Genomic DNA, 18888 nt, shown 5'->3' on the forward strand with positions numbered 1-18888 from the left:
GGATGCCCGCCGATCCGAGGGCCCCGGGACGGCACCCGTGACCGCCACCGGCAGAACGCTCGGTGCGGCACGCCGGGTCAGCGGCGCTGGTGCTGCTCGGGGAGGTGACTCGCCGGGTGGGCCCACGGGAGGACGTTGCGGAGCGCCTCGGTGCCCTCTTCCGCTGACTGACGCTGGAAGAACGCGAGGACGTCGGCGTCCGAGTGGCGCAGGCTGAAGTGCGTCAGGACGAACAGGGTCCGCGGGTGGGCCTCGACCACGGGACGCAGTTGGCTCCAGAGGGTGTGGCCGACGCGGTCCGCGCGTTCCCGCTGGTCCTCGTCGAGATAGGTGCACTCGGTGATACCGGGTAGTCGAACAGCCACGGGTTCCGCTCGAACACGCTGACATGGGTGTCGCTGAGAAAGGCGAACAGCGGCCGCTGGACTTCCTGCTCGACCTCTGCGCCGTCCTTGCGTGCGCGTGCGATGAGAGGGCCGAACTCGCGGCTCCGCCCTTCGCTCGCCAGGCGGCGCCGCAACTCTTCGAATTCCGGCGACAGCGCTTGCTCGGTTTGGAGAAGGCGTATCCCACGCAGGGCACCTTGTGGTCGCACTCGACCACCCGCACATGGTGCCCGGCGCGTCCGAAGGTGAATTCGTCGCCGTCCCGCACCCCGTTCAGACGGTGCCCTGTGGCCCGGGCGGGATCGAACGCCGGGCCGTGATTCAGAGAACGCGTTCCGTCGGGTTCCCTTCCAGCCTCGGGGCTAGCGCGTGAGCGGCACCACGGCTTCGCTGGTGTGGGTCAGGAAGGTCATGGTCTCCTGGAGGTACAGCTGGACGGTGTCCGCGTCGTGGGACAGATAGCCGATGGACAGGTCCTGGCCGATTCGCAGCTCGAAATCGCCGCCGCGCGTGGACAGGAGGAACGCGCCCTCGATCGCGGGCGCCCAGACGATGTCGCCGTTCAGGACGCGGGCGATGTGCTCGTGGACCGGGTAGCCGTGGTCGGACGTCTCGTTCACGGCGGTGAAGACGTCCGCGCTCAGCACCAGCGCGTACGGCCCGCCGACGCCCGCCAGCCGCAGGGCCGTCACCGCCTGGCTGACGGCGTCCGGATAGCCGCGCACGTCGTCCGGCAGGGACGGCCCGGTATGCGACGAGCCGTCCTGAAGGCCGGTGATGCCCGCCGCCGCGTACCCGTGGAAGACCGCACGGTCCTCGGCGAACGCCATCCGCCGCGCCGCGTCCTTCACCGGTCCCCAGTCCGCGTCGCGGGCGCCGCGCTCGACGGCGTCCAGCTGCCGCCGGTCTACGGTGAAGGGCAGCCGCAGCTCGACGAGCGGCTGGGACCGGCGCGCGTGCGCCACGATCCCGTCCGCCGGAGCGGGGACCGGCTCGAGCCCGCCGGTCGCGACGGAGGACAGCTCGACCCCGCCCGGTTGCGGGACGTCCACGACCCGGCGCCCCGCCACATGACGCATGAAGGTCCGCCGTGCCTCCCCTTCCAGATCGGCCCAAGCGGCGTCGGAGACGGGCGCGAGTTCGCGGTGCAGATTGTTCATCGGATGCGGCTCCTGATCAGGCTCTCGTCCCGGGGGACGGCTTGCTCGTCGTGTTCTCTGCGGATCCGCCTGACGCAGCCGCGGTACAGGACGCCCAGGTCGGCGTCCGACAGGCCGGCCACCAGATCCTCCGGACGCTCCCCCGCCAGCTCAGCGGCACGCGTCAGCCGGAGCGCCAGCGCGGTGACGGCGGCGTCCTCCAGAACGGAACACCGCGAGCCCTTCCTCACGAACGTTCGGTCACTCATCGGGGCCCTTCCAGGGGGCGTGGAGACGCTCACGTGCCGGACACATCCCGCTCGAACGTGCTCAGCAGAACCGCCTTGAACACCGGCCCGCAGTTGGCGACCTGGCGGGAGACGACGGACCTCGGCGACCTGAACACCGCCTCGGTGACCTCGGCCCCATTGAGCCCGAACTGCTGGTGAACCCGCCGGCCGAGCGCCGAACCGGCGTCGTGGACGGCCGGCAGGTCGTGCATGAACCGCGCGTCGGGCCGTCCCGTGGCCTCCATGAGCTGGTCGGTGACGCGGTAGGGGACGAGATTGGGGACACGGGTGATCCAACTGCTGCGGGTCTCGTCCGCCCGGAGCCAGGCGGCGGTGTGCACGAACCCGGCCCCCGCGACGGCGTCCCGCGCCCCCTCGGTGACGAGGACGCGCGCACCGCTGCGACGCGCGAGATCCCGGACCCCGCGAAGGACGTCACTCGACGGCCGCATGTGGGCAGGCGAGGCGATCCGCACGTCCATCCCCAGGCTCGCCCCGGTGACCAGCAGCGACGCGGCGATGGGAGCGCGAGCGTCCCCGGTGAAGCAGAACGCGATCTCGCTCGGCTCGTCCCCGCCGTACTCCCGCATCGTCAGCACATCGGCCAGAGCCTGCACCGGACGCCAGCGCTCCGTCCCTGCGTTCCACACCGGCACGGAAGCGGCCCCGGCCATCTGGACCAGCGTGGCATGGGCACCCGCGTAGACGATCCCGTCGAAGATCTCGCTCAGCGCCCGCGCGGTGTCGCCAGGCGATTCCTGACTTCCCAGATGCAGGGTCGACGCGTCCAGAAAGGTGGTTCGGGCCCCCAGCTCTCCCGCGGCCGCCTCGAGCGCACAGCGGGACCGGGTCGAGAGCCGCTCGAAGACCAGCGCGATGCTCCGCCCCTCCAACGGCCGGCCCGCAGCGTCCCCCGCGCCCTTCGACCGAGCCGCCAGCGCCAACAACTCCCGCGCCCGCCCGCCCCCGAGATCAAGGTCGCTGAGCAACCCCCGAGCCCCGACGAGCTCCTCGACGAGCGCGGTCACGAGGTTCCCCCACCAACGGCGAGACCACCGAAACAAAGGATCATGTCCCCACCCTCACCCCCCACACCCCCACCCCGCGCCCGCAAAACCCCCTGGCCCACCCCCGTGTCTCCGGCCCGGTGAGCGCTGTGCTGGGCTGTCGGGGTGGGGCTTTCAACTCGTGAGGAGGGTTGGGGCGGGTTTCGGGGGTGGTGGGACGGTATTGGCGGTGGTTTGGTGACGGTGGGTTCTGGCGGGGTGGGCGAGGCTTACGGTCCTGGGTGGGGCTGAGGCACGAGGGTGGGTGAAGAATCCTCGCGTCATGGGTCCGTCGGGAAAGGGTCCGCCGCTGAACGCCGCACTCGCAGAAGCGCTGTCCGTCGTGCTGCTCCTGGTGGTGCTGGGCTGCGCGGTGATCCGGCCGTGGGGTCTGACCGAGGCGGTCGTGGCCGTTCCCGCCGCCGGGGTGGTCGTCGCCGCCGGAGCGATCCCGCTCGACCACGCGGTGGCCGAGGCCGCCCGGCTGGGCCCGGTGATCGGCTTCCTCGCGGCCGTCCTGGTCCTGGCCCAGCTGTGCGACGACGAGGGACTGTTCCACGCCTGCGGCGCCTGGATGGCCCGCCGGGCGGCCGGCAGCCCCCGGCGCCTGCTGGTCCTCGTCTTCGTGACGGCTTCGTCGATCACCGCGGTGCTCAGCCTGGACGCCACGGTGGTGCTGCTGACGCCGGTGGTGTTCGCGACCGCCGCCCGGCTGGGCGCTCGCGCCAAGCCGCACGTCTACGCCTGCACCCACCTGTCGAACACCGCGTCCTTGCTGCTGCCGGTGTCCAACCTGACCAACCTGCTGGCGTTCGCCGCCAGCGGCCTGACCTTCACCCGTTTCGCCATGTTGATGGCGCTGCCCTGGCTGGTCGCGATCGGGGCCGAGTACGTGGTGATCCGCCGGTTCTTCGCCACCGACCTGGACGCGGGCGCCGGTGCCCCGCTCGCCTCCGAGCCTCGTGAGCTGCCGCTGTTCGCCCTGCTCACGGTGGCGGGCACCCTGGCGGGTCTCGTGCTGACCTCGGCGCTCGGCGTCAATCCGGCTTGGGCGGCGGCAGCGGGCGCGGCCGTCCTCGCGGCACGTGCCCTGGCTCAGCGACGCACCACCCCCACGGCGATCGTCCGGGCGGCGGCTCTGCCGTTCTGCGCGTTCGTGCTGGCGCTGGGCATCGTGGTCCGGGCGGTGGTCGACAACGGCCTCGCGGACGCGCTCGGCCACCTGGTTCCCACTGGCACCGGCCTGGGGGCCCTCCTCGCCATCGCGGTGCTGGCGGCCGTATTGGCGAACGTCATCAACAACCTGCCCGCCGTGCTGGTGCTGCTGCCGCTGACGGCCCCCATCGGACCGGGAGCCGTCCTGGCCGTCCTCCTCGGCGTGAACATCGGCCCGAACCTCACCTACGCCGGTTCCCTGGCCACCCTGCTGTGGCGGCGCGTCGTGCGCGAGCACGACACCGACGTGGACCTGGGCGAGTTCACCCGGCTCGGCCTGCTCGCCGTGCCCACCGCACTGCTGCTCTCGGTGGTGGCATTGTGGGTGTCGCTCCAAGCGATCGGAGGCTGAACACGGTGACCATCATCGTCTGGATCGTGGAGGGAACCTGGCCCGCCTGCGTCGATGCCGCGCGCACCCACGCGTCCAGGGACGCCGACGTGGTGCTGCTGCACGTCTCCGGGCACGAGGTGTCGGACGCCGCGCACGGCGCCTACGCGGGACTGCTGGGCCGCGCCCGCCCCGACCGCGACCCCGGCACGCGGGTCGAGGACCTGGCCGCCGCGGCGGGCGAACGGCTCCTGGACGCCGCGGCCGAGCGGCTGGGACGCCCGTGCACCCGGACCGAACGCTCGGGCCGTGTCGAACGGGAGGTCGTGGCCGCCGCCGAGGGCGCCGACCTGCTCATCCTCGCCCGCGACGGCGACATCACCCACCTCGGCCCCCGCAGCCTCGGCCCCGCCAGCCGATTCATCGTCGACCACGCCCCCTGCCCCGTCCTGCTGGTCTGGCCGGAGACCGCGCCCAGCACGTCCACCATCCCGCCGCCACCGAACCATCGCTAGTCCGATGTCCGCGAGAGCCGTCATCAGGTCGCCCGGCGAATCACCTGTCGAGGTGTTGGACGTGCGTCGGATCCGGTTCCGTGAAGGTCCGACGCCGACCCTGAGCGCTACCGATCAGTCAGCCATGGATCACGCATGGGAGTCGATGGTCGCGGCCACTCCGGAGCTGTTCGACGGTCCCGCGGTGCTGTGCACCGACCTGAGGTGGGACGCCCCCCAGACCCTGGCGGTGACCTGGGCGCCGGTCACCTACCGATACCGCGCCCTCCGGCAGATTCCGGGCGCTCCGCCAACGCCGTCGATCTGGACGGGTGAAGGTCGCCTACCTCGCCCGGATCGTCCGCCGCTTCGCGATGCGCGCTTCCGTCCGCGCGCTGGCGCACCCGCCTGACGTGGGGTCCTGAGTAAGCCGGTAGCCTCGGCGTTCAGGCGGGTTCGTCCTGCGAAGTCGCGGGGCCCGACGGTCTCGACTCCTTGGGGAAGCGTCAGCGATAGCCAGTCGATTCGATCCTTCCGACGGCGCGGGCCCGCGCGCCGAATCCACGTCGACACCGGCGCCGGACGGGGCTCTGACACCGCTCGACGGCCTCGACGACGTCCCATGGGCGGACCTCCGGCACGCGTACGGGGCGGCTGACGATGTCCCGGCGGCGCTTCGTGCGCTGGCGTGTCCAGGCACTGATCCCGAACGCGAGGAACTGCTCGACGACCTGGACGCCTCGATCTACCACCAGGGCGGCGCCGTGTATTCGGCGGGCGCGGCGGCCGTGCCGTTCCTCATCGAGCTCGCGGCGACGTCCGGCCTGGCGATGAGGGCGGAGATCGTCGAGTTGATCGGCCAGTTCGTGGCCCTGCAGAACCAGATGCGCGAGCCCTGGCGCTCGGACGAGCAGGCGCTGTCCTGCCAGGCGGCGCTGGTCGCCGGGCACGACACTCTGGTCGCCCTCCTGGACGACCCCGACCGCGCGGTTCGGGGCGTGGCGGCGGCCCTGCTGTGGGAGTACGCCCTCTGGTCTCCGCGCGCGGAGGACGCCGCGAGGGCACTGGCCGGCCGCGACGCCGTGGAGCCGGACCTCGCCCTGCGCGTGTCGCTCAGACTGCACGGCGCGGGAGCAGCGGCCAAGGCGCGGAAATCGAACGCGCCTTCGGCGGGCGTGCTCGCGGCGACCGTCCGCGGTCTCGCGGAGGCACCGGACCGGGACCCCCAAGCGCTCAGGCTCGCCTGCCTGGCTGCGAACAAGCGTCTCGACCCGGACGCCGCCGACTGGCGGGACCTGCTCGACGCGGCGCTCGCGCCGACCACCCCTCACGAGGCCTACTCGGCGTGGGCCGAGGACGGTTCTCGCCTGGCCAGGGCGTTGTGCGCCATGTGCGGGGACGACGCGTCCGCACAACTGAACGTCATCCGTGCTCTGATCGGCCATGAGCGGGCGCAGGTCCGCACGGGCGCACTGCAGGCGGCCGGTGACGCGATGGTGCGACGGCGTTCGGCCGTCCCGGCGCTGCTCCCGCTGGTCGGGGCCACCCTGACGGATTCCGAACCGGAGAACCGCAGGATGTCCGCCGATCTGCTCGCGGCAGTGGGCACCACCGGCGAAGTGTTCGATGACCGGCTGGCCCATGCGCTCGATGACCCGGACCGTCCGACCGCCGCCCAGGCCGCCTGGGCACTGGCCAGACACGGGGACGCGCGCGCCGTCCCCGCACTCGTCCACGCCTTGGACCGCGAGGAGGACAGGGGATTCGGCGAGTCCGGCTTCTACAGCGGCCGTTCGTACTGGTTCTCGCAACCTCCGCTGCGTGAGGCCCTGGTCGCGGCCGCCGCACGGCACGGCTCGCTGCTGGCCCCCGCGCTGCGGTCCGCGCTCGCCCGGTGCCTGGCGGCGCAGCCAAACGCCGAGGACGCCACCCCGATCGTCCTGCGTACGGACGGCCTGCCCCGATTCCACCTACTCTGCGAGGCCCTCGCGGCATGCGGGCCCGCAGCGGCCGTGGCAGTGCCCGAGCTGAAAGCGCTGCTCGATTCCACGCATCCGCAGTTGGCCTGCACCGTGATCGAGGCCGCAGGCCCCGCAGCCTCGAGCTGCGCCCCGCACCTGGAACGAGTGGAACGCACAGCCCTGGACGAGTCGTCAGCGCAGATGTCCGGACGCGACGTCCCCGCAATACCGGCCGAGCCCGCCCGACCTCGCACATCCGGCCTTGCGGACCCCTGGATCATCGCGCTCACCGCCGCCCGCGCCCGCTTCGCCGTCGTCCGCGAGGAGGCGACACTACTGCGCACGGTGGACGAGGTGCTCACCCTGACGGCTCCACTGCGCCAGAACGCCGGAGCGGGGCTTGAGGACGGCCGTCCGAAGTCCAAGGAGGCGGCCGCGGCGAGCGGCGACGCGGCGACGCTCGCGAGCGCGCTGGCCCGCTGTCTTGCCCCGCTGGGACCGGGACCTGGGACGAGCCGGATGACCTGGCCCGAGCAGTGGTTGCGCGCGAACGAGCGGCAATGGAGGAGCCACGAGGCCGTCCCCGTCGCCTGGGCGCACTGGAGGACGACCGGGAACGCCGACCTGGCCCTCCAGGTGTTCCAAGAGATCCTGGACGTGAGGTCAGGCGCGTCCTACAGCCAGATCGAGCTGGCCGCGTTGCGAAACCTCGCGGACATGGGACCCGCGGCCCGTCCGCTCGCACCCCTGCTGCACGCCTGCCTCGACCGCGACGAGCGGATCACCGACAGCGGTGGCTGGCGAGGCATGGCCATGGACGACGAGATACAGGAACTCGCCCTGACCGCTTTGGCCGCGTCACCAGAGAACTGAGCGATTCCGGCCCGGCGTCTCGCGGAGCGAAGGCCAGCCGCGTCGGCCGGCCGGGAGGACGATCCGCTGCCTGAATATCGAACGAAACGCCTCCGGCCTCGACCATGTGGTCGAGGCCGGAGGCGCGAGAATCAGCTGTTCGAGGTGCGGTGGGTACCCTGGCGGTTGGAATTGCGGGTGCCGGTGGCGCCGGTGCCGCCGCCGGAGCCCGTTCGGCGGCGGGGCGTGCGAGCGTCCTTGGCGGACGACGCACCGGACGCGGTCTGACGCTCGGAACCGCGGCCGCCCGCGCTGCCGGATGCAGCCTTGGCCCCAGTGGATCCTCCCCGGCGGGCGGAACCGCGCCCGCCGGTCGCGGACGCGCCACCGGCCGCTGGCGCCCCGGCTCCGGAACGGGAGGCCGAGCCCCGGCCGTTCGTCCCGGCTGCCGTGCTCGCCACCGCTCCAGAGGCGGAGCCGGAGCCGCCGCCTCGACGTCCGCGACCGGAGCGCCGGCTGCGCCCGCTGCCGGACTTCTGCTCCGGACGGGACGGAGTCGCCGGCTGCGGAACCTCGAGGGTGACGGGCAGCCCGGACGGCTCGCGGGCGCCGGTGATGGTGGCGAGCTCCGCGTCGTCCGAGGTGACGCTGGCCGTCCGGGGACGGATGCCCGCGTCCGACATGAGCTTGTTGACGTCCCGCTTCTGGTCGGGCAGGACGAGGGTGACCACGCCGCCGGAGCCGCCCGCGCGGGCGGTGCGTCCGCCTCGGTGCAGGTAGTCCTTGTGGTCGCCCGGGGGATCGACGTTCACGACGAGGTCGAGGTCGTCGATGTGCAGGCCGCGGGCCGCGACGTTCGTCGCCACCAGCGCCGTGACCTGGCCGTTCTTGAACTGCTCCAGGGTGCGGTTGCGCTGCGGCTGGGAGCGGCCCCCGTGCAGCGCCGCCGCGCGGACGCCGACGGCCAGCAGCCGCTTGGCGAGCCGGTCGGCGGACCGCTTGGTGTCGAGGAACAGGATGACCCGGCCGTCGCGGGCGGCGATGCGCGTGGTGACGGCCTTCTTGTCGGTCTCGTCCTGGACGTGGAGGACGTGGTGCTCCATGGTGGTCACCGCCCCCGCGGACGGGTCCACGGAGTGCACCACCGGGTCGGAGAGGAACCGCTGCACCAGGCGGTCGATGTTGCGGTCCAGGGTGGCGGAGAAGAGCATCCGCTGCCCGTCGGGCCGCACCTGCTGGATCAGCCTGGTGATCTGCGGCAGGAAGCCCATGTCGGTCATCTGGTCGGCCTCGTCCAGCACCGTGATGCGGACGTCGCCGAGCACGCAGTCCCCGCGTTCGACGAGGTCGTTGAGCCGGCCGGGGGTCGCCACGAGCACCTCGGCGCCGCGCCGGAGCGTCATGGCCTGCTTGTTGAGGGACAGTCCGCCGACCACGGTGGCCAGGCGGAGGTCGACCGCCGCCGCGTAGGGGGTCAGCGCGTCGGTCACCTGCTGGGCGAGCTCGCGGGTGGGCACCAGCACGAGGGCGAGGGGCGCCTTGGGCTGGGCGCGCAGTCCGGCCGTGCGGGCCAGGAGCGCGAGCCCGAACGCCAGGGTCTTGCCGGAGCCGGTCCGGCCCCGTCCCAGCACGTCACGTCCGGCGATCGAGTTGGGCAGCGTGGCGCCCTGGATGGGGAAGGGAGTGGTGAGGCCCTGCTCGGTGAGGGTCCTCAGCAGTCCCGCGGGCATGTCGAGAGCGGCGAACTCCTCGACGGCGGGAAGTGCGGGTGTCGTGCTCTCCGGCAGCTTGAACTCGGTCGGCGACGACCCGGACCGCGGAGACGACCCGGACCGAGGCGACGCCCCGGACCGAGGGGAGGACGAGGCGCGCCGGTTCGGCTTCTGGGGCCTGCGGGACATGCGGGTGTATGCCTTCCTGGAAACAGCACAAACCGGGGTCCGCACCATGCGGTGCGGACCCCGGCGAGTGGAATACGCGTCCGGCCGATTAGGCGGGGACGATGTTCTCCGCCTGCGGGCCCTTCTGGCCCTGCGTGACGTCGAAGGAGACCCGCTGGCCCTCCTGGAGCTCACGGTAGCCCTGGGACGCGATGTTGGAGTAGTGAGCGAAGACGTCGGGGCCGCCGCCGTCCTGCTCGATGAAGCCGAAACCCTTTTCGGCGTTGAACCACTTCACGGTTCCCTGAGTTGCCATGACCTTCTCCGATCTGTAGGCAGAGGCCCCATCCGGAGATGCCGGAAAAAACTAATGCGCCCGATGGAGGAATTTCCGTCAGGCGCACATGAATTCATGGGTACCACAACTGCAACCAACGATCTAACCGTAGCACACCTTCTGGGTCGGATCCCAACGCCACGCGCCACCGACGTCCGGCCGACGCCGTCCGACCGCCTCGACGACACGTGCTTTCGACCCCCGCAGCCCCTACGCCGCAGGCCATGCAGCGCGTCGCGGGTTGTGCGGCCGAGCCCTCCGAGGGTGAGCGACCTCACTTTCGGAGGGCCGCCGCCGCTACCCGCTCAGGTCACCGAAGCCCACGTGCGGAAGGTGGAGGTGGACCCCCAGCAGGTACATCCCCGCGATGAGGGGAGGTGTGAGGAGCGCGAACACCTGTGAGCGGACGCCGAGCCAGAACGAGATCCCCAGCAGAAGCGTCGGCGCCACCATGCACAACAGGAAGAACGGTTGGATGGCGGGGCCGGGATGATCCAGGCATGGCGCTGAGCCGCCCGTCCCGCAATCACTTGTGGTGATCACCGAGAAGGCGCTCGCGATCCCGCCGACGAACCACAGCAGTGCGCCCAGGGCGACCCCGGACACATAGGTGAAGTTCTGGTCCCATCCCGGTCTCGGACCGCTGTCGCGGAGAACGTGTAGGGCGTCGAGCGCGGCCATCGCCGACATTCCGCCGACCACGGCCGTCATCACCACCGTGGCCGTGAACCACGCCGTCCCGGTGCCCCCGGGCGGAGGGCCGGTGCCGTCATCGGTTAACGAGAGCCGATGAGACTGTCCTATCGGTGTCAGGGCCACCATGAAGGGCACCGTCGCCCAGCCGCCGAGCGCGGTGAAGTTGAGGAGAACGCGGCGTCGAGTTGCCGCCTGCTCAGTGATCATGGCGAAACGCTAGCCGTGACCGCGGCCGATCGCGGGCCGATCGCGGGCCGTTCTCCGGCCGATCGGCCGGAGGGTTATCGGGTGACCTTGGTCAGCAGGGAGTCCAGGTTGGCGCGGGTGCGGGCGATCTTCTCGTCCAGGCTGAGGGTCTCCTCCATGTCGCGGGCGGTGGCCGACTCCTTCCGTCCGCGGACGAAGAGGGAGCAGGCCAGGTCGGTGCACATGTACTGGCCGACCGTGTTGCCCTGGCGGCCGTCCTCGCCGGTGCGGCGCGCGGTCATCAGGGACACGCCGCCGCCGGCCCGGGTGGTCAGGCACAGCGAGCACATGCTGCGGGCGGTGAAGCCGCGGGAGGCCGCGCCGGTGGCGCGCAGGGCGATCCCGACGAGGCGCCCGCCGTGCTCGGCGACCAGGTAGGCGCGCTCGGGGGCGGCGGGGTCGCGCCAGCCGAGGAAGTCCAGGTCGTCCCAGGCGAGGTCGGTGAAGTCCTTCGGCAGGTGGAGCCGTCCGGCCTCGCCCTTGGAGCAGTTGACGAAGGACGCCCGGATCTCGCGTTCGGTGAGCGGGTTCATGCCCGCGAAGGTAGCCAAGCTAGAGGTACCATGCAAATCATTAAAGGCTTTAAGTTTCTAGGAGGAGACTCATGGCACGGGCTGGGGTGACCCCCGAGCGCCTGGCGCGGGCGGCGGCGGAGCTGGCCGACGAGGTCGGCTTCGACAAGGTGACCGCCTCGGCGGTCGCGCGCAGGTTCGACGTCTCCGTGGCGAGCCTGTACGCGCACGTCGCCAACGCCCATGACCTGCGCGTTCGCGTGGCGTTGCTCGCCCTGGCGGAGCTGGCCGACCGGGTCGCCGACGCCGTGACCGGACGCGCGGGCAAGGACGCCCTGGTCGCGTTCGGCAACGCCTACCGCGCCTACGCGCAGCAGCATCCGGGCCGCTATGCGGCTGCTCGGCTGCGCCTCGACCCTGAGACGGCGGCCTCCAGCGCGGGCCCCCGGCACGCCGCTATGTCCCGTGCGATCCTGCGTGGCTACGGCGTCCCGGACGAGGAGCAGACCCATGCCGTCCGCCTGCTGGGCAGCACGTTCCACGGGTTCGTCAGCCTGGAGGCGTCCGGCGGCTTCGAGCACTCGGGCGACTCGGAGACGTCCTGGACGAGGACGCTGGACGCGCTCGACGTCGCCCTCCGGAACTGGCCGTCCCCGCCCGCCTGACCCTTCCTACCCGCCGCGCTGGACGAGTCGCGTCGCGGGGCGTCCGCCTGCGAAAGGGATCGGCGGCCGTCTACAGCGCGAGCATCGCCGTGGCGACCTCGCCGGCGGCGGCGTCCGGAATCGCGGTCGAGGCGTCCTCGAGGACGAGCAGCCGCGCGCCGGGGATCTCGCGTGCGAGCGCCTCGCCGTTGCCGACGGGGAAGAACGGGTCGCGGCGGCCGTGGACCACGAGCGCGGGCATGGCGAGTTCGGGCAGGCGCTCGCGCCAGCGCGGCGTGCAGTCGAGCTTGGAGAACACCATGCCGATCTGGTTGGCCATCTGGATCGCGGGCTCCGTGCCCGGGGTGCGGTCGAAGACGCGCCCGGCGTTCGCGCGCGCCGCGGCGGGGTCGTTGCCGAGGGCCTCCGCGCCAGCGGCGGCGAACTCCGCCACGGCGGCACGGTCGGACCAGTCGGGCATCGGGGTGGAGAACAGGCGTCCCATGGCCGCCGCGTCGTGGTCGGGGAGGTCGTCGTCGGCCGGACCGGGCGCGACGGGCCGCGTTCCGGCGAGGGTGAGCGCGGAGAACGCGTCCGGGTGGTCGAGCGCGGCGACCTGGGCGACCATCCCGCCGACGCCGATGCCCGCCACGTGCGCCGGGCGGTCGTCGAGCCCGCGGGCGAGCGCGGCGGCGTCGGCGGCGAGGTCGCGCAGCGTGTACGCCGGCGCCTCGGGGTCGACGGTCGTCGACGCGCCGCTGTCGCGCAGGTCGTAGCGGACGACGTGACGCCCGCCCTGGGCGAGCGACTCGCAGAGCGCGTCGGGCCAGGAGAGCATGGTGGTGCCCCCCGCGAGCAGGACGAGGGGCGCCGCCGCGTCGCCGAAGTGCTCGATCCCGAGCGTGACACCAGCGGGAGTGCGGAACGTCGAACGCATTCTCGGACCTCCGGGTCGCCTGCGTGATCGCGCCACACCCTACGCCCGGGATGTCGCCTACGGCCTGGTGTCGGGCTGGATCCCGGCGACGAGGTTGAACGAGCCGGTGAGCATGTTGAGCGTGACCAGGCCGACGAGCTCGGAGATCACCCGGTCGTTCCAGCCGTGCTCGCGCAGCGCCGCCACGTCCTCGGGCGTGAGGGAGGACGGCTCGGTCAGGACGCGCAGGGCGAAGCCCATCAGGGCCGCCTCGCGGACGTCGGTCGAGGTGCCCTGACGGGCCAGGGTGATGTCGGTGTCGCTCAGCCCCGCCGCCTGACCGGCCTCGATGTGGGCGATCATGCAGGTCCCGCAGCCGATCCACTCCTGGAGCGCCAGGGAGATCTTCTCGCTCAGCGCGCGGGGCATCTTGACCCGCTTCATCGATCGGGAGAGGTCGAGGTACCCCTGCAGCAGCGCCGGGGAGTGGGCCATCGTGCTCACCATGTCGCCGGCCGAGCCGTGCCGTCCGACGATGTCGCCGAGTAGTTCCTTGGACTTGCCCGGCGCGTCCTCGGGCGTGAGGGGCTGCAGGTTGCGCATCTTCTTCTCCGATCCCGGCTTGTACCCATAGGGGGTATATGCACGAAGGTAACACCCTCCGGGGGGTATGTGTTCCGCAGGAACGAAGTGCTCGGCGTTGCCCGTGGGACGCACGCCGCCCAGGTGCGCCTGTCGGGCTCGGGAGGTCCGGATGGACGGTCAGGCGGGGAAGCCGATGAGGCCGGCGGTTTTGCCGGCTTCGCTGAGTTGCTTGGAGGTGACGCCCAGGGCGCCGGTGAGGTCGGCGTCGGTCAGGTCGGCGCCGGTGAAGTCGGTGTCGGTGAGGTTGGCGCGGGAGAGGTTCGCGCCGGTGAGATCGGCGCCGGTGAGGTCGGCGTTGGAGAGGTTGGCGCGGGTGAGGTCGGCGTCGGTCAGGTCGGCGTGGGTGAGGTTGGCGCGGGAGAGGTTCGCGCCGCTCAGGTCCGCCCAGGTCAGGTCCGTCCGGATGAGCGTCGCCTCGGTCAGGGTGGCGGCGGTCAGGTTCGCGCCGGGCAGCTCGGCGCGGTTCAGGTCGGCCTGGGCGAGGGTCACGCGGGTCAGCGTCGCCCGGCGCAGGAGGGCGCCGATCAGGTCGGCCCAGGTCAGGTCCACGTCGGTGAGGTCGGCCCAGGTGAGGTCCGCGCGGATGAGGCTCGCGCTGGTCATGTTCGCGCCGGTGAGGTTCGCGCGGTGCAGGTCGGCGCCGGTCAGGTCGGCGCCGGGGAGGGTCGCGCCGGTCAGCGTCACCCGGGCCATGTTCGCCCAGGTCAGAGTCGCCTTGGACAGGTCGGCGCCGGGCAGGCCGGAGTCGGCCAGGTTCGCGTGGTGGAGGTTCGCGCCGGACAGGTTCGCGTCCGGCAGGTTGAGCGGACGCGCCCACGTGGGGGGACGCAGGATGGCCCGGAGGGCCGCCTGGACGTCCGGGGAACCGCCGCCGAAGGCGTTGCGGCGGAGGAACGCCTCCAGCACGTCGAAGACCTCGGTGCGGTGCAGGCGGGAGTCGCGCGCCACGTGCTGGAGCGCGTAGACCGCGCCCAGCCGCTGGTCGCTGTGGTCGGCGGAGAGCGCCTCGAGCGCGTTGCTGAACCGGTCGGTGACCTGGCCCCGGTGGGCGAGCTGGTAGCCGCGGGCGGTGTAGAGCAGGGTGAGGGCCACGAAGATGCCCCCGGCGACCGACACCACCAGCATCCGCGCGTTGTGGCGGTCCTTGGGATCCGCCAGGTGCATCAGGTCGGGCATCTTCCAGAGCGCCCAGCCGTAACTCAGGGCCAGCAGGCTGACGCCGGGCGCACTCAGCACCCGTATCCTCGCCGCCCACTGCATGACCAGCCGCATGAGTCCCATGTCCCCTCAGACGTGCCGCAGCCGAATCGATTGTTCTACGACATCAAGAGCGTCATGGCCCAAACCGCGGGGACCGTGCGGGCCGTCCGGGGAAGCAAGCACTCCAGGTCAGGGCCCTGCGGACGCGTCCGGGGCGTCCGGCGGCCCGGCCTGGACGCCGGTCTGGCGTCCCTCGCGCCCGCGCCGGGCGAGGGCGGACGATCAGTCGCCGCCGCCAGAGAGTGGCCTCGCGGTGACTACCTGGTCACGGTCGCCGCAGGCGGGGGAACGGGTCCGGCCCGGCCGGAAGACCCGGCCGGGCTGGACGATGCGCGACGGAGGCGGTCAGCGCTCGCCCGCGGCGGCGCGGACGATGAAGGCGGCCACCGCGGCGGGGTCGGAGACGTACACCGCGTGGCTGCCGGGGACCTCGGTGACGGTCGCCCCGGCGCGTTCGGCCATCGAGTGCTGGACGGGCGGCGGGATCATCCGGTCGTCGGCGGCGACCAGGTACCAGGACGGCCTGGTCCGCCACGCCGGCTCGGACACCGCGCCGCCCGCCGCGTCCACGCTCCACGGGACCTGCGCGTCGGCCATGAACCGCGCCTGCGCCTCAGGCAGGTCACCGGCGAACGACGCGGGGAACTTCTCCCGGTCCAGGAACAGGAACCCGTCGGCGGGCGGCAGGATCGGTGGCACCGGCGCGCCCGGCGCGGGGTCGGACGTCAGCGTGACGACCGACTCGCCCTTGTCGGGGGCGAACGCGGCGATGTAGACGAGGGCGGCGACGTTGGGGTGGCCGCCCGCCTCGGTGATGACCGCGCCGCCGTAGGAGTGGCCGACCAGGACGGCGGGACCGTCCAGGCCGTCCAGCGCCCGGTGGGTGACGGCGACGTCGTCGGCCAGCGAGAGGGTCGGGTTCTGCACGACGACGACCCGGTGGCCCTGGGCGGTCAGGTGCTCGTGGACCCCCTGCCATCCCGAGCCGTCCACGAATCCGCCGTGCACGAGCACGACGTTCTTGATCTGCGGACCTGCGTTCACGCTGCGCCTCCTCGGCCCGCGGCCCCGGGCCGGCGGGCGGTTGATGGAGTGGAGATGGCCCGAACGTAGGTCGGCGCGGCGCGGGGGCGATTCCGTCAAATGACGTATTGGGGTCGTCCTGCCTCCCGCTTGGGGGCGTCGTGCGTCTGAGGTCAGTCGGCGGACGGCTCGGACAGGGCGTCGCGCAGGGCGGCCCGGGAGGTGACGCCGAGCTTGGGGAACAGCTGGTAGAGGTGGGTGGAGACCGTCCGCGGGGAGAGGAACAGGCGGGCGGCGATCTCCTTGTTGCTGAGGCCCGCCGCGGCGAGCTGGGCGATTTGGCGCTGCTGCGGAGTGAGGGACGCCAGGCCTGCGCCGGGCGGGGCGAGCCGGACGCCGGTGGCGCGCAGTTCGCGGTCCGCGCGCTCCGCCCAGGGCGTCGCGCCGAGCCGGTGGAAGAGGTCCGCGGCGGCGGTCAGGTGGCGGCGGGCGGCGGTGCTGCGCTTGGCGCGGCGCAGGTGGGATCCGTACATGAGCCGGATGCGGGCCAGGTCGAAGGGCCACCGGTCGTCGCCCGGCTCGGCGATGGCGTCCTCGATCGTGCCTTCGAGCACGGCGGTGCCGGACGCGGGGCCGGTGATGGCGGCGCACGCGAGGACGACCAGGTGCAGCCGCGGGGACAGCCGGTCGAGGCGCAGGTCCCGGGCGGCGGCGACATGGGCGGCGGCCTGCTCGTGGCGGCCGGTGTGGACGGCGGCCTCGACGAGGTCGAGGAAGACCCAGAGCGCGTGCGGGGCATAGGGGGCGAGGGGTCCGGGCGGGCTGACGGCGGCGGCGTCGTGGAACGCGCTCTCGAAGTCGGCCTGGCCGAGTGCGGACAGGGCGCGGATGTGGGACGCGTAGTCGCTCACGATCCCGGCGCGCCGCGGCGCGGCCCAGGCGTCCATGGCCCGGGCGATCCCGGACGCCGTCCGGGTGTCGCCGCGGGCCGCCGCCAGGCGCGCTTCGGTGAAGCGGCCCGTCCAGGCGAGCAGGTCGTAGCCGTGGGTGCCGCACAGGCGGAGGCCCTCGTCGAGGTGGTCCCGGGCCTCGTCCCAGCGGCCGGTGTGGAAGTCGTCCTGGGCGAGCAGGAACAGCGCCTCGATGGCCGAGGTGACCGCGCCGCCCTCGCGTCCGTGCTGGATGACGCGCCGGAGCGGCTCCCGGCAGAGGGACAGCCGGTCGAGGTAGGCGACGGCGATCCCGGTGCGGATGATGCGGGCGGGGCTGACCTGCTGCCCGAGGTCGGCGACCGAGGCGTCGGCGCGCGCCAGCATCGCCGGGGTGAGGTGGGCCGGGTCGCCGAACGTGCGCGACAGGATCGCCAGCAGCTCGGGAGGACGCGGCAGGAGACCGTCGACGGTGTCCCGCAGAGGCGGCCACAGGTCGGCGCGGCCGCCGAAGAAGCAGATCATCAGCAGCGTGTACAGCGCCTCGACGAGGACCTTGTCGTGGGCGTCGCGCGGGTCGTCCCGGTGGGCGATGGCCGTGGTCAGGAGCCGGTGGGCGGTGTCGACGTCGCCGTCGCCGTGCAGGAGGTGGTAGGCGCCCGCGACGGCCGCCGACAGCGGGCCGTCCGGGCCCGGGTGCGCGGTCCGGGCGCGCGCGAGCAGGCGGGGCGCGTCGCGCAGGTCGCCGGTGACGATGGACCCGAGGTAGGCGGCCTCGGAGAGCCGACCGCTGCGCTCCCTGCCGGACGGGCTCAGCTCGGCGGCGCGCAGGAGCTGGGTGACCGCGCCCACGGAGTCGCCGCGCCGCAGGTTGGCGTGCGCGACGTCCTGCAGGAGCGCGGCGACCCGCTCGTCCGGGTGGTCGGTGGCCTCGGCCAGGTGCCAGGCGTGCCGTTCCGGCTGGTCGGTGAGGCGCGCGGCGAGCGCGGCGTGCGCGCGGCGGCGCTGCGCGCTGGTGGACAGCGCCACGACCGCCGAGCGGATCAGCGGGTGCCGGAACGCCAGCCGCTCGGTGGTCTCGTCGGCCCGCACGAGTCCGGCGTGCTCGGCCGGTTCGAGGCCCTCGCCGGGGAGGCCGGCGGCCAGCGCGCGGACGAGGCGCAGGTCGTCCGTGCCGTCCAGGACGGCGAGCAGGAGCAGGTCGTGCGTGGACGGCGGCAGCGCCTGGACGCGCGAGGCGAAGACCTCCTGCAGCCGGTGGCCGAGCGGGAGCGCCACGGGCAGGGTTCCGGCGACCGTGTGCGCGAGGTCGCCGAGCGAGACGGGCAGTTCGAGGAGGGCGAGCGGGTTGCCCAGGGCCGTCTCCAGCAGCCGCCGCCGGACGCGCGGGGTCATCACGGGGTAGCGGGAGGCCAGCAGGTCCGCCGCCGCCTGCCGGGACAGCGGCTCCACACGCAGGACGGGCAGGTCGCTCCGGTCGAAGAAGCCCGCCTCACCGGTGCGTCCCGCGGCCAGGAGCCCGACCGGAAGGCCCGTGAGGCGGCGCGCGACCATGCCGAGGACGAGCGCGCTGGCACGGTCGAGCCACGGCAGGTCGTCCACGACGAGCACCAGGGGCCGCGCCGCGGACTCCTGCTTCAGCAGCGCCAGGACGGCGCCGGCGACCATCATCTGCGCGGGCGGCGGGCCGTCGCCCAGCCCGAAGACCACGTTCAGCGCCCGCGCGTGGACGGGTTTCAGCCGGGGCAGGCCGTCCAGGCAGGGGTGCAGGAGCTGGTGGAGGGCGGCGAACGAGATGTCCGCCTCGTACTGCGTGCCGGTCGCGCGCAGCCGCCGGATCCCGGCGTCGCCGGCGAGGGCGGCGGCATGGTTCAGCAGGGACGTCTTGCCCACGCCCGCGTCGCCCGCGAGCAGGAGCGCGTCGCCCTCTCCCAGCAGGATCCGCCGGACGAACCGGCGCAGCCGCGTGGCCTCGCCCTCGCGGCCGACCAGCACGTCCGGCCCTGGGGCCGCCTGGTCGCGGCGTGGGGTGGGCCCGTCCATTTCCCGACCTTCCTCCGTCCGCCGATGCCTGTCCAGCGCCGAA

At 72.9% G+C, this 18888-nt stretch carries 17 protein-coding genes; 4 read left to right on the forward strand and 13 right to left on the reverse strand.

The genetic code is table 11. The annotated features are described in order from the left end of the window. Window positions 1–77: 77 nt before the first annotated feature. The 4 genes from AB0L06_RS16970 to AB0L06_RS16985 form a co-directional block, all read right to left on the reverse strand. Complete coding sequence (locus AB0L06_RS16970; protein ID WP_500231937.1) at window positions 78–365, reverse strand: hypothetical protein; 288 nt, start codon at window positions 363–365, stop codon at window positions 78–80. Window positions 366–748: 383 nt separating this feature from the next. Then, the gene (locus tag AB0L06_RS16975) at window positions 749–1546 is read right to left on the reverse strand and encodes a family 1 encapsulin nanocompartment shell protein (RefSeq protein WP_500231938.1); all 798 of its coding nucleotides are present in this window, start codon (window positions 1544–1546) and stop codon (window positions 749–751) included. After that, window positions 1543–1794: a hypothetical protein gene (locus AB0L06_RS16980; protein ID WP_500231939.1), complete on the reverse strand. Its 252-nt coding sequence runs from the start codon at window positions 1792–1794 to the stop codon at window positions 1543–1545. Before AB0L06_RS16980 ends, AB0L06_RS16975 begins: the two co-directional genes overlap by 4 nt. Window positions 1795–1823: 29 nt before the next feature. Further along, entirely contained in the window at window positions 1824–2843 is a 1020-nt protein-coding gene (locus tag AB0L06_RS16985; protein WP_500231940.1) for a Rossmann-fold NAD(P)-binding domain-containing protein, read from the reverse strand. 301 nt (window positions 2844–3144) lie between these two features. On the opposite strand from AB0L06_RS16985, the gene AB0L06_RS16990 reads away from it, so the two are divergent. From AB0L06_RS16990 to AB0L06_RS17000, 3 genes are all read left to right on the forward strand, one after another. Continuing rightward, window positions 3145–4428 carry an SLC13 family permease gene (locus AB0L06_RS16990; protein ID WP_500231941.1) on the forward strand — a complete coding sequence of 428 codons (1284 nt, stop codon included), beginning with the start codon at window positions 3145–3147 and terminating at the stop codon, window positions 4426–4428. Between the two features lie 5 nt (window positions 4429–4433). Further along, window positions 4434–4922 carry a universal stress protein gene (locus AB0L06_RS16995; RefSeq protein WP_500231942.1) on the forward strand — a complete coding sequence of 163 codons (489 nt, stop codon included), beginning with the start codon at window positions 4434–4436 and terminating at the stop codon, window positions 4920–4922. Between the two features lie 743 nt (window positions 4923–5665). After that, the gene (locus tag AB0L06_RS17000) at window positions 5666–7735 is read left to right on the forward strand and encodes a HEAT repeat domain-containing protein (protein ID WP_500231943.1); all 2070 of its coding nucleotides are present in this window, start codon (window positions 5666–5668) and stop codon (window positions 7733–7735) included. 131 nt (window positions 7736–7866) lie between these two features. Here the strand turns inward: AB0L06_RS17000 and AB0L06_RS17005 are convergent, their stop codons facing one another. From AB0L06_RS17005 to AB0L06_RS17020, 4 genes are all read right to left on the reverse strand, one after another. Beyond that, window positions 7867–9615, reverse strand: coding sequence for a DEAD/DEAH box helicase (locus AB0L06_RS17005; protein ID WP_500231944.1), 1749 nt, complete (start codon window positions 9613–9615; stop codon window positions 7867–7869). A gap of 88 nt (window positions 9616–9703) precedes the next feature. Then, on the reverse strand, window positions 9704–9910 hold the full coding sequence (locus AB0L06_RS17010; RefSeq protein WP_500231945.1) for a cold-shock protein: 207 nt from the start codon (window positions 9908–9910) through the stop codon (window positions 9704–9706). Window positions 9911–10228: 318 nt separating this feature from the next. Beyond that, the gene (locus tag AB0L06_RS17015; protein ID WP_500231946.1) at window positions 10229–10834 is read right to left on the reverse strand and encodes a hypothetical protein; all 606 of its coding nucleotides are present in this window, start codon (window positions 10832–10834) and stop codon (window positions 10229–10231) included. A 74-nt stretch (window positions 10835–10908) separates the two neighbouring features. Next, the gene (locus AB0L06_RS17020) at window positions 10909–11406 is read right to left on the reverse strand and encodes an FBP domain-containing protein (RefSeq protein WP_500231947.1); all 498 of its coding nucleotides are present in this window, start codon (window positions 11404–11406) and stop codon (window positions 10909–10911) included. Between the two features lie 71 nt (window positions 11407–11477). On the opposite strand from AB0L06_RS17020, the gene AB0L06_RS17025 reads away from it, so the two are divergent. After that, window positions 11478–12050 carry a TetR-like C-terminal domain-containing protein gene (locus tag AB0L06_RS17025; protein ID WP_500231948.1) on the forward strand — a complete coding sequence of 191 codons (573 nt, stop codon included), beginning with the start codon at window positions 11478–11480 and terminating at the stop codon, window positions 12048–12050. A 70-nt stretch (window positions 12051–12120) separates the two neighbouring features. Here AB0L06_RS17025 and AB0L06_RS17030 read toward each other — a convergent pair whose 3' ends face one another. The 5 genes from AB0L06_RS17030 to AB0L06_RS17050 all read right to left on the reverse strand — a co-directional run bounded on the left by AB0L06_RS17030 (window position 12121) and on the right by AB0L06_RS17050 (window position 18845). Then, window positions 12121–12966, reverse strand: a complete 846-nt coding sequence (locus tag AB0L06_RS17030; protein WP_500231949.1) for an alpha/beta fold hydrolase — start codon at window positions 12964–12966, stop codon at window positions 12121–12123. 57 nt (window positions 12967–13023) lie between these two features. Next, complete coding sequence (locus AB0L06_RS17035; RefSeq protein ID WP_500231950.1) at window positions 13024–13548, reverse strand: carboxymuconolactone decarboxylase family protein; 525 nt, start codon at window positions 13546–13548, stop codon at window positions 13024–13026. A 159-nt stretch (window positions 13549–13707) separates the two neighbouring features. Further along, window positions 13708–14871 (reverse strand): pentapeptide repeat-containing protein, encoded by a 1164-nt coding sequence (locus AB0L06_RS17040; RefSeq protein WP_500231951.1) that lies wholly within the window; start codon window positions 14869–14871, stop codon window positions 13708–13710. Between the two features lie 324 nt (window positions 14872–15195). Continuing rightward, complete coding sequence (locus AB0L06_RS17045; RefSeq protein WP_500231952.1) at window positions 15196–15894, reverse strand: alpha/beta fold hydrolase; 699 nt, start codon at window positions 15892–15894, stop codon at window positions 15196–15198. 152 nt (window positions 15895–16046) lie between these two features. Next, entirely contained in the window at window positions 16047–18845 is a 2799-nt protein-coding gene (locus tag AB0L06_RS17050) for a helix-turn-helix transcriptional regulator (protein WP_500231953.1), read from the reverse strand. Window positions 18846–18888 lie beyond the last annotated feature (43 nt).

The organism is Spirillospora sp. NPDC052269 (assembly GCF_040679435.1).
Taxonomy (GTDB): Bacteria; Actinomycetota; Actinomycetes; order Streptosporangiales; family Streptosporangiaceae; genus Spirillospora.